A 12,423-nucleotide genomic window follows, 5' to 3' on the forward strand; every position below is an offset into this window, starting at 1 on the left:
TTATTGCCAAAAGTTAAACGATAGAGCAAAATATTAGTAACAACTAAAAATTAAACATTTCAGGAACAAACGGCAATGACTTATGTAGTATTCTTTGCTTTACTGCTATTAATTACACTTTTATACAGTTACCTCAAAATTGAGAGTAATCGCAAAAAAGCAATCGAAGCTAGAAAAAAGCTATTTAATGAACGTGTTTCGCATGTAAATTCACGCCTTAGAGTAAAACTTAATGATCTTCTTGATGCTAAAATAATTCGCCCAAAATACGTTCCTCGTATTCAAGCTATTGTAAATAATTTTTTTGTTGTGCAATCGCATACAGACGAGAATTTGCAACAACTTGAAGATACCGCTGACCTACTAATTAATACGTTGTCCAACGAGTTAATTAAAACTAATCAAACGAATATAATCCAGCCATTGATTGATAATATACAGTACTTTGTATCTGAGTTACCTCAGCAAGGAATTTTATACAATAAGAGTTTTTACCTAAATACTTTACCTCCACTTATCGGACTACTTAAAACCGAAGACATTATACAAGCTACTGATATTGTTGATGATCAAATTGATACCTCCCCAAAAACTTCTGATACACAATTTACTCAAGATGTAAGCGTTGCATAAATAATAAAAAATTAATTTGCAAAAAACCAAAACACTGTATAAATTAACAGTTAATTGACTGGATGGATAAACAGTATGTTAATTGGTTTAGAAGTTAAAAATTTTGCAATTGTTAGTAATTTAAGCACAGAATGGCGCAGCGGTATGACCGCGATCACTGGCGAGACAGGTGCTGGTAAATCTATTGCTATTGATGCGCTATCATTATGTTTAGGTGAGCGCGCTGAAGCGTCAGCAGTGCGCCCAAGCTCTGATAAAGCAGAAGTATGCGCTCAATTTGACCTAACAGATTTACCGCTAGCTCAATCGTTTTTAGAGCAACATATGCTAAACAATGACGATAATGAATGTTTATTGCGTCGTGTTGTTTGCAAAAATGGACGCAGTAAAAGCTATATTAATGGCAGTGCCGTTACCGCATCACAATTAAAAGAACTTGGTCAATATTTAATATCTATTCATGGACAACATGCCCACCAACACTTATTAAAAGCTGAGCATCAGTTACAGCTTTTAGATGCCTATGCAGGGCATCACCACTTAGTAAATGATGTAAATAACAACTATAAACAGTTTGCTAACTTACAAAAAGAATTTAAACATTTAGAGCAACAACAGCAGCAACAAGCAGCGCAAAAACAATTGTTAGAATACCAAGTTACAGAACTCGATGAGTTTGCCTTACAAGAAGATGAGTTTGATTTAATTGAGGCCGAGCATTACAAACTTAGTAACAGCCAAACAATATTAGAATCGTGTCAACGTGAATTACAATATTTATATGAAAGTGATGAACAAAATGCTTGTTCAATGCTGCAGCACAGTGCCCAACAATTCGCTGAGCTGGCTCAATACGACGAAAGCTTAGCAGGCGTAGCAGCCCTCCTTAGTGAAGCCGCAGTACAAGTTGAAGAAGCAAGCCGTGAAGTTCGAATTTATACTGAGCAAGCAGATTTAGACCCTGCTCGTTTAGGTGAAGTAGAAAATAGACTAAGCGGTGCGATGGATTTAGCGCGTAAGCATCACATAAAACCACAGCAGCTAGTTGAGTTTCATCAATCGATTGCTCAGGAGCTTGAGTCAATAAGTAATAATAGTAATCGTCTGGAGCAACTAGAGTCAGAAATAGAAAGCGCGTTACTTAGTTATAAGCAAGCTGCCGATGAACTAAGTAAAAGTCGCTATGAGTATGCTAATACACTTAACACACTAATAAGTGAAAGCATGGCTAATTTATCGATGGAAAACGGTGTATTTGAAATAGCTTTAACTCAAGAGAGTAGCCGCGCACCTAATAGCTTAGGGTACGATAATGTGTCGTTTTTAGTATCAACTAATCCGGGGCAGCCACTTCAGCCGTTAGCTAAAGTAGCCTCAGGTGGTGAGCTTTCGCGAATTAGCCTTGCTATACAGGTAATTATTGCCCAAAAAGTAACAACCCCAACGCTTATTTTTGATGAAGTTGATGTAGGTATTTCTGGCCCTACAGCATCAGCCGTAGGCAAACTATTGCGCCAGTTAGGTAAGTCTACTCAAGTGATTTGTGTTACCCATTTACCACAAGTTGCTAGTAGCGCACACCAACAATTTTTTGTAGCTAAAGAAATAGCACAAGGCGAAACGTTCACTCATATGCTGCCTTTGAATAAAGATGGTCGTATTAATGAAATAGCTCGCTTACTTGGTGGTGATAATATCAGTAAAACAGCTAAAGCGAATGCTAAAGAACTAATAATGGCCCATGCCTAATATTGGTTAATAGAGCTTTGAAGGATTAAATAATGCACAGTACTTTAGTTAATTTTTGTATCATTTTAAGTTGGTTTTTATTAGCGCTAAGCAGCTGTTTAATTATTTTTAGTAAATATAAGCATATTTACTTTAAACAGCGTTTACTGAGGTTTTTAAATAGCTTTTTAGTTCTTCAGATAATCGCTGTAGCCTATTACTTTACAAGCGAAAAAGTAAATAACCTAAGTGACTTAGGGATAAGTTATTGGCTATTAATTACAATGCAGATTGCCTGCAATGCAATGTGTTACATGAGCGTAAAGCGCAGAAAGGCTAAAATAAAGCCATCACTTGATTCGTTTTCAATGGATTAAAGTAGATAAACCTTTAAGAAGAACACGTTCTGTTTTTACCTTGCGCTTTTGCTTTATAAAGTAGTTCATCAGCACGCTTGATATCAAGATCAATTGAGCGTTCGGCACTTGCAGAGATAACACCAATACTTAGCGTAATATTGGTACTATCTGAAAATAAGCTCACAACTGAAGCTTTAAGGGCGTGGTGGATTTTTTCTGCAACTTGCTCCCCCTGCTCAACTGTTGCATCTGGAATAACAATTAAAAACTCCTCTCCGCCCCAACGTGATGCAATCGCATTTTTTGGAATACTTTTATCAAAGGTTTTAGCTAACTGAATAAGTGCTTCATCGCCAAAATCATGGCCGAATTGATCATTAATTTTTTTAAAATTATCTACATCAGCTAATAAAATTACAAAAGGAGTATGATTATCTTTCAGCTCACTTTTAAAAGCCACAAGCTTATTCATGGTATAGCGACGGTTTGGCAGGTTGGTGAGTGGATCTATAGTTGCTAAAAATTCATTCTTTTGACTCAAAGCAATTATTTTATTGCTGTATTTTTCTCTTGAACACTCGTAGTAGCCACTCAGCGACGCGACAATCATAAAGGCAATTATTATTCTTATAGGAAACTGTTCCGGACTATAGTCATATATGTTGAATATATCAGCACAGTAAAAGCCTAAAACAATCGCTAATAAAAACAAAATTATATCAAATGTACCTCGTTTAAGTCCGCGTATTGAATAAGTAACAGGAGACACTATGAATATCCATATAGGCCCTGTTCCTTGTGCTCCCCCAGTGAGAACTAGGTAAAACATTAGTGCATAAAGGTTGTATAAAATTATAGTGCCTGACTTCTCTACTCCCCTACTTATGCTAAATGCCAATAAATAAACAAACGAAGAAACAATCAGGGTACACGCTAATAAATAACTGCTATTAATAAATGCTAAGCTAGCCATCGAAAACGTTGCTATAAACCCTATTGAAGAGAAGAATCGAACAATGAGTTTCCTTTCCGATTTGTTTGAATATTCGTACATAATTTCTATTTATTTTATTAATATATAAAAGCCTACTTGTATGTAAAAAGTAAGCAAACCGTAAACAGCGTGCGATAATGAACCAACTTTATATTTAAATCAACTCCAAAGATTAGTTATTTAGGCTTGATAAAAGTGTATATTTTAGTCATTATTTACCTTTGTTAGGGATAATGCAATAACATTAAGAGTTAAAAAATAAATAAGTTTACTTTTTTATTCCCACACTACCCGCACTAATAGTACTGAGTAATAGTAAAAGTAGTGGTATAACACTCGCAGTTAAAGATGGTGTTAACGGTACTGTATATATGTATTTAGACAAGCAACCAATCAATTAACTCTTCAAATCAAAGTATTTATACAACGATGCAAACAAGAGTTATAGCATATTAAGCAACAAAAGAAGCTACAGATTATGGCCAAATAACGTTAGCTAGTACTGCTGAAAATCCAAAAACTCGAGTTGCTATAAGACCCTTGTGTTGGTTACGTAAAGCGTAAAGTTTGCATGTATAAATTAACCCTCAAGGCCGCTTAATAGATGCCCAAAGCATCCGTATTTAGCTCGAAACAAGCATACCCTCACTAAAGCAAAATAATCCCTCTTGGTAGTTACACTAAAGGTAAAAGCTCAAGGTGTCGCTAAAGCAAGCTATGCTACAGGTGATATTAGTATAATACCGTTTGTGGCTAACTACGTTGGCATTACATTCGAATCAAACAATAAAAAAAGCAAGCCAGTTGGCTTGCTTCTTATTTATTTTATTAATACGAACAATTAAACTTTTAAGTAATCCATAATACCTTCTGCAGCATTACGTCCTTCAAAAATAGCGGTTACCACTAAATCTGAACCACGCACAATATCGCCACCAGCAAATATTTTAGGGTTCGTTGTTTGATGTGTAAATTCACCCTGTTCTGGTGCATTAATGCCGCCCCAGTGGTTTATTTCTACATCGTATTTTTCTAACCAATCCATTTTGTGAGGCTGGAAACCAAATGCCATAATAACTTGGTCAGCTTCAATCACATGCTCTGAACCAGGTACTTCTTCAGCACGACTTCTGCCATTTGCGTCAGGTTCGCCTAATTTAGTTTTAACCATTCTAACGCCAGTTACTTTACCTTTATCGTTCAATACAATACCTTTAGGCTGAACGTTATAGGTAAATATAACGCCTTCTTCTTTGGCGTTTTTAACTTCACGTTTAGAACCAGGCATATTTTCTTTATCACGACGATAAGCACACGTTACTTTTGCAGCATTTTGACGAATAGACGTACGCACACAGTCCATCGCTGTATCACCACCACCAAGTACAACTACTTTTTGGTTAGCCATATCAATACAAGGCTGCTTAGTCTCGTCATAGCCCATTACACGGTTAGTGTTACCAATCAAGAACGGGAGTGCATCGTGAACACCTGGTGCATCTTCATTTTCAAGACCTGCACGCATACTTTGATACGTACCAACTCCTAAAAATACGGCGTCGTAATCAGCTAAAATTTGATCAAGCGTAATATCAACACCTACTTCAACATTTAACTTAAACTCCACGCCCATTTCAGTGAAAATTTCACGGCGCTTTTGCATCACTTCTTTTTCAAGTTTAAAAGAAGGAATACCAAACGTGAGTAGTCCGCCAATTTCTGGGTGACGATCAAACACCACTGGTTTTACGCCGTTACGAACTAAAATATCAGCACACCCTAAACCAGCTGGGCCTGCACCAATAATAGCTACTTTTTTGTCGGTCCAAGTTACATAAGACATATCAGGCTTCCAGCCCATTTTAAATGCCTCATCGGTAATGTATTTTTCAATATTACCAATTGTAACCGCACCAAACTCTTCATCTAATGTACACGAACCTTCACACAAACGGTCTTGTGGGCAAACACGCCCACAAACCTCTGGTAAGCTATTTGTACGATGAGAAAGCTCTGCTGCCTCTATAATACGACCTGTGCGTATTAATTTTAACCATTGTGGAATGTAGTTATGTACTGGGCACTTCCACTCACAATACGGGTTACCACAATCTAAACAACGATCAGCTTGTGAGTTAACCTGATTTTCTGAAAAGGGTTCGTAAATTTCTACGAAAGATTTTTTACGTGACGAGATTGGTTTTTTGCGTGGGTCTACACGCTGCACGTCTATAAATTGATATACATTTTCGCTCATACTGCCCCCTTATTGCGCCTGAACACGTAGTTCGGCACTACTGCGAGCGCGATGCCCGAGTAAACTTTTTACGTCGCTTGATTTTGGTTTTACTAATTTGAACATCGGTAAGTACAGTTCAAAGTTAGCTAAAATGCTTTCTGCTCTGCACGAACCCGTAAGCTCTAAATGCTCAGCAATTAAGCCGCGTAAATGTTCTTGATGCGACGTTAATTCGTCTAGTGTTACTATTTCTACAAGCTCTGGATTAATGCGTTTTTCAAAATCATTTCGCTCATCTAAAATATAAGCAAAACCACCAGTCATACCCGCGCCAAAGTTAACACCTACATTACCAAGTACACACACAACGCCACCGGTCATGTATTCACAACCGTTGTCACCTACACCTTCAACAACCGCTTGCACACCTGAGTTACGAACTGCAAAGCGCTCACCGGCACAACCCGCTGCAAACAGTTTTCCGCCTGTAGCGCCGTACAAACATGTGTTTCCGGCAATGGTTGCTTTATGGCTTTCAAAAGATGAGCCAAGTGGTGGACGAATCACTAACTTACCACCAGCCATGCCTTTACCTACGTAATCGTTAGCATCGCCAACCAATGTCATTTCAAGACCACCGGCATTCCAAACACCAAACGATTGACCCGCCGTGCCGTGTAATTCAATTGCTACTGGGTCTGCCGCCATACCTTGATTACCGTGTTTATCAGCAATATAACCCGAAAGCATTGCACCTACAGAGCGGTCAGTATTACAAATACGACTCACAAGCGAGATACCGCTTGACGTATCAATTGCCTCTTGCGCTTTAGCTAATAAACTTTCGTTTAACTTACCTAGATAATGCGAACTGTTAGGCGCACTACAATAAAGCGTTTCACCAGTTGGGTTGTTCGGCTGAGCAATAACAGACGATAAATCAATTTTCTTCTGCTTTGCAGTTTTGCCTTCAATTTCTTCTAATAAATCTAAACGGCCAATTAAGTCAGTTAAATTTGCAACGCCTAGGCTAGCCATAATTTCACGCGCTTCTTGCGCTATAAACTTAAAGTAGTTCATCGCCATTTCTGGTAAGCCGTGATAATGCTTTTGACGAAGTGTTTCGTCTTGTGTTGCAACACCGGTCGCACAGTTATTTAAGTGACAAATACGTAAGTATTTACACCCAAGGGCAACCATTGGACCAGTACCAAAGCCAAAGCTTTCAGCACCTAAAATTGCCGCTTTAATAATATCTAAACCTGTTTTTAAGCCACCATCTGTTTGCAGGCGAATGCGATGACGAAGGCCATTTTCAACTAGTGCTTGCTGTGTTTCAGCAAGTCCAAGCTCCCATGGGCTACCCGCATATTTAACAGAAGTAAGTGGGCTTGCGCCTGTACCGCCGTCGTAGCCAGAAATAGTAATTAAATCGGCATATGCTTTAGCAACACCTGTTGCAATGGTTCCCACACCTGGCTCTGAAACAAGTTTTACAGAAATAAGTGCTTTAGGGTTTACTTGTTTTAAATCGAAAATTAGCTGTGCTAAATCTTCAATTGAGTAAATATCGTGATGCGGTGGTGGCGAAATTAACGTAACACCTGGTACCGAATAACGAAGTTTAGCAATATACGGCGTTACTTTTTCACCTGGTAATTGTCCACCTTCGCCTGGCTTTGCACCTTGCGCTACTTTAATTTGAATAACGTCAGCACTGCGTAAGTAATGAGGCGTTACACCAAATCGACCTGAAGCGACTTGCTTAATACGCGAGTTTTTCTCTGTACCATAACGCAGTTTATCTTCACCGCCTTCACCAGAGTTTGAACAACCACCTAAGCGGTTCATTGCAATTGCTAGCGCTTCATGAGCTTCTGGTGATAACGCACCAATACTCATTGCTGCTGAGTCAAAACGCTTGTATAGGTTTTCTGCAGACTCTACTTCATCGATGCTTATACCTTGCTCAGGTAGTTTAAGCGCTAACATATCGCGCAAAGTCGCAATTGGACGATTATTAACTAAATCAGCGTACGCACTGTAGTCTTTATAATCACCTGATCGAACCGCTTTTTGCAGGGTTTGAATAACATCTGGATTATAAGCATGATACTCACCACCGTGAACGTACTTAAATAAACCACCGTGGCTTAATAATTTACGCTTACTTAAAGCAAGTTTGTGCAAACTTTGCTGATCGTCATCAAAGTCGGTAAAGCATGCACCTTGTATACGACTTGCAACGCCTTTAAAGCACATTTCAATAATCGCATCAGATAATCCCACCGCTTCAAACAACATTGAACAACGATAAGATGCAACCGTACTTATGCCCATTTTAGACATAATTTTGTACAAGCCTTTATTAATGGCTTTACGATAAGCAAGGGTCACTTCGCAATACGACTTATCAATAATTTTGCTGTCGCTCATCGCAACTAACGATTCATACGCAAGGTATGGATAAATTGCCGTAGCACCAAAACCTAATAGCACAGCAAATTGGTGCGCATCTCGCACGCTGCCAGTTTCAATGATAATATTTGATTCACAGCGCAAGTTGTTATCAACTAAGCGTTTTTGTACCGCACCTACAGCCATAGCTGCTGGAATTGGTAAATTTATTTCATCAAAGTTACGGTCAGTTAAAATAAGCATGATACAGCCCGCAGCTGCTTTTTCTTGTGCTTGGTCACAAATACGCGTAACCGCGTTTTCTAAACCCTCTTCAACTGTGTAGGTAATATCAATTTTACAGTAGCTGTAGTGCGCTTCATCAGCATTTAATAGCTGCTGCATATCTGCGTACATTAAAATTGGTGTATCAAACTGTAGGCGCTTAGCGTGGCCCGTTGTTTCGTTAAATACGTTTTGCTCACTACCAATACAGGTTGCAAGCGACATTACATGGTTTTCACGTAGTGGATCGATAGGTGGATTTGTTACTTGCGCAAATTTTTGGCGGAAGTAATCATAAAGTGAACGATGCCCTTCACTAAGCACAGCAAATGGCGTGTCATCACCCATTGAGCCTGTCGCTTCTTGGCCGTTTTCACCCATTACACGAATAACGCTATCAAGCTCTTCGTTGGTATAACCAAACATTTTTTGATATTTAGCTAGCGTTTCGTCATCAAATGAGCGATTACCAGCGTCTTGCTCAGTAAGTTCTTCAAATGGAACTAAACGTTTAACGTTTTCTTCAAGCCATGACTTGTAAGGATGGCGAGATTTTAAATCTTGATCGATTTCATCCGAGTGCCAGATTTTGCCAAGTTTAGTATCAATAACTAATAATTCACCTGGACCAACACGGCCTTTTTCAACCACTTCATCGGCAGTGTAATCCCAAATACCCACTTCTGATGCAAGCGTAATAAAACCATCTTGTGTAATTACATAACGTGCTGGGCGAAGTCCATTACGGTCAAGGTTACACGCCGCAAAACGACCATCCGACATAACAATACCTGCCGGGCCATCCCATGGTTCCATATGCATAGAGTTAAAGTCGTAAAATGCACGTAAATCGTCGTCCATTGCACGGTTTTTCTGCCATGCAGGCGGCACGAGCATACGCATAGCGCGGAATAAATCCATGCCGCCAGCTAAAAATAGCTCAAGCATATTATCTAGGCTTGATGAATCAGAACCGGTTTCGTTTACAAACGGCGCTGCGCTTTGTAAATCAGGAATAAGCGGTGACGCAAATTTATAAGAACGTGCGCGTGCCCACTGGCGGTTACCTTCAATAGTATTAATTTCACCATTGTGTGCTAAATAGCGGAAAGGTTGAGCTAAAGGCCAACGCGGCTGAGTATTAGTAGAAAAGCGCTGATGGAAAACACAAATCGCACTCGTCATACGAATATCAGCTAAATCTAGGTAAAAATTAGGTAAATCCGCAGGCATCATTAAGCCTTTATAGATAGTTACCAAACCAGATAGACTTGCGATATAGAAAGCTTCGTCATCAACAATGCGCTTTTCAGCACGGCGGCGCGCTACATATAAGCGACGCTCTAAGTCTTTAGAACGCCAACCTTCTGGCGCGCTAACAAAAATTTGTTCAAAACCTGGTAATTGCTGTACAGCAATAGGACCTAACATAGATGGGTCGGTTGGTACAACACGCCAACCTAAAATATTTAGCGTTTCTTTTTCTAATTCTTCGCTAAGTATTTGTTTTGCAGCTTGTGCTAAAACAGGGTCTGAATTTAAAAATATCATACCCACTGCGTAGTTTTTGCCTAAGTGCCAATTATGTTCACTGGCAATTGCACGGAAAAAGCTATCTGGTTTTTGTAATAATAAACCACAGCCATCACCTGTTTTACCATCGGCAGATATACCACCACGGTGCTGCATGCGATCAAGCCCCGTAATAGCAGTACGAATAAGCCTATGACTAGCTTGACCATTAACTTGGGCTATTAAGCCAAAGCCACAATTTTCTTTTTCTAACTTTGAGTCGTATAACATAGACCCCTCCCCTTGCTGCACTGTTAGCGTGGATGAACTGCTCGACGATTTGCTAACAGACGGACAAAACTAGCCTCTATCTTAAATAGAGTCAATAGCACTTTGAATACATATTCACATTCTTGAATATTTCTCACTTCATAGCAAGATTTCTTTTTATCATTATTTTTAACATTTAGCGTTATTTTAACCACTATTTTTTCATAACACTGGTGTCAAGTTTAACATATTGTAAAAAATACAAGCACCCACAGGTGCAGCTTACGTAAACGTAAAGGTGAGTAAAAGTGAATAAGTATTCAACAAATGAAGGGCTATTCAGTTAACATTTAGATAGTTTTATGCTATTTCATTACTTTAATGGCTTAACATCCCCGATTATTGCTGCTCATTAGTATAGTTATGAAAGTTCATGTCCTTTTTTGTACATTAATAGTGAATTTTTATTTAAAGCGGTGTCCGATGCGGACATAAAAACTGTCCGCGGACATCATTTTCAAGAACAAAAAATAAAAAGTACTCTAATATCAATGTGATAGTAGTTGGCATATTAATCGTATAGCTTTACATATAATCGCTAATTGGAATTACCATGTTTACTCTAAGCTTATTTTTACTCTCTCCTATTGCCGCCATTTGCACCGCAGCTTTATTACTGCTGTGCGAAAAATACATAAAAGCAATATAGGGGGAATTAAATGATTAAAGATACCAGTGCACAAGACGTACATGTAAAGGCACCTATAAACTATAAAAAATACACGATAATCACTGCGATTGTTTTCATTGTGGTCTCTACAGTTGCTTATATTTTTTTAACTAACCATAGCGCTAAAAGCTCTATTAGCCGCTCAAAAGTACAGATTGCAAAAGTACATGTTAAAGCGCTCATTCGAGACATTGCCGCCAGTGGTAAAATTGTTGCTGCTAATGCTCCTAAAATCTACAGTCCAGAACGTGGATTTATAGATTTAAAAGTAAAGGCCGGCGATACAGTAAAGGCCGGCGATACACTTGCCCTGCTGCAAAGCCCTGAGTTAACTAATGAATTAAAGCAACAGGAATCTGTACTTAAACGACTACAAGGCGAGCAGCAAAGGCAGCATTTGCAAGCAAGACGCCAAACACTCACTTTAAATAAAACACTCGATATGGCACAAGTTGAGCTTAATGCCGCTGAGCGCGAAAATCGCCGGGCACAGTTATCAATTCAAAAGCACTTAATTAGCCAAATTGATCTTGAAAAAGCAGTTGATGATTTATCACGCGCAAGACTCTCATATAAACATGCACAACAAGAGGTATTGCTTGCCAAAGACACGCTCGCCTTTGAACTACAAGCAGCTAAAAGTGATGTGACCCGCCAACAACTTATCGTTGATGATTTAATCAGAAAAGTAAGCAACCTATCTATTAAGGCTACCGTTACTGGGATCGTGGGTAACCTACTTGTGCAACAAAAAGCCGCTGTGACACAAAGCCAACCTCTTATGACACTCGTCGACTTAAGTAATTTCGAAGCGGAACTTCAAGTACCTGAAAGTTACGCCAACGAATTAGGACTCGGTATGGAAGTAGAGCTTAAGTTAGGCAATGAAACAGTGATGGGGAATTTATCCGCCATATCACCAGAAGTTAATAATCGTGAAGTAACAGCACGCGTCCGATTTAAAGGTGTTACTAACAACATCCGTCAAAACCAACGCTTAACTGCACGTATTTTACTCGACAACCGAGAAGGTGTAATGCAGGTAAAACGCGGCGCTTTTATGCAGCAAGGCGGAATTTTTGCTTATAAGGTAGAAGGCAATATTGCAAAGCGTATACCTATTACAATAGGCGCCACCAGCATTAATGCGGTTGAACTTTTAAGCGGTGTTAAAGAAAACGATGAAATTATTATTTCAAGCTACAGCGACTTTAAGCAAGCCGATACGATTTTATTAAATTAAACAGACGTTCTCAACCAACGCTAAAAATAATTA

Annotated in this window: 7 protein-coding genes; 4 read left to right on the forward strand and 3 right to left on the reverse strand. The window is 39.0% G+C overall.

Going from position 1 to position 12,423, the window contains the following annotated elements:
- Positions 1-75 precede the first annotated feature (75 nt).
- From H5090_RS10220 to H5090_RS10230, 3 genes are all read left to right on the forward strand, one after another.
- The gene (locus H5090_RS10220; protein WP_182695626.1) at positions 76-633 is read left to right on the forward strand and encodes a hypothetical protein; all 558 of its coding nucleotides are present in this window, start codon (positions 76-78) and stop codon (positions 631-633) included.
- A gap of 75 nt (positions 634-708) precedes the next feature.
- Complete coding sequence (gene recN, locus H5090_RS10225) at positions 709-2,382, forward strand: DNA repair protein RecN (protein ID WP_182695627.1); 1,674 nt, start codon at positions 709-711, stop codon at positions 2,380-2,382.
- Between the two features lie 32 nt (positions 2,383-2,414).
- Entirely contained in the window at positions 2,415-2,738 is a 324-nt protein-coding gene (locus H5090_RS10230) for a hypothetical protein (protein WP_149602431.1), read from the forward strand.
- 13 nt (positions 2,739-2,751) lie between these two features.
- On the opposite strand, the gene H5090_RS10235 is transcribed toward H5090_RS10230, so the two are convergent.
- The 3 genes from H5090_RS10235 to gltB form a co-directional block, all read right to left on the reverse strand.
- Positions 2,752-3,774, reverse strand: coding sequence for a GGDEF domain-containing protein (locus H5090_RS10235; protein ID WP_259395080.1), 1,023 nt, complete (start codon positions 3,772-3,774; stop codon positions 2,752-2,754).
- A gap of 781 nt (positions 3,775-4,555) precedes the next feature.
- Positions 4,556-5,971 (reverse strand): FAD-dependent oxidoreductase, encoded by a 1,416-nt coding sequence (locus H5090_RS10240; RefSeq protein ID WP_004335378.1) that lies wholly within the window; start codon positions 5,969-5,971, stop codon positions 4,556-4,558.
- Between the two features lie 9 nt (positions 5,972-5,980).
- Complete coding sequence (gene gltB, locus H5090_RS10245) at positions 5,981-10,438, reverse strand: glutamate synthase large subunit (RefSeq protein ID WP_004335377.1); 4,458 nt, start codon at positions 10,436-10,438, stop codon at positions 5,981-5,983.
- 698 nt (positions 10,439-11,136) lie between these two features.
- Between gltB and H5090_RS10250 the strand changes: the two genes are divergently transcribed.
- Positions 11,137-12,390 carry an efflux RND transporter periplasmic adaptor subunit gene (locus tag H5090_RS10250; protein ID WP_182695628.1) on the forward strand — a complete coding sequence of 418 codons (1,254 nt, stop codon included), beginning with the start codon at positions 11,137-11,139 and terminating at the stop codon, positions 12,388-12,390.
- The last annotated feature ends 33 nt before the right edge of the window (positions 12,391-12,423 follow it).

It is taken from the genome of Pseudoalteromonas sp. SR43-5 (genome assembly GCF_014163835.1).
Lineage (GTDB): Bacteria > Pseudomonadota > Gammaproteobacteria > Enterobacterales > Alteromonadaceae > Pseudoalteromonas > Pseudoalteromonas distincta.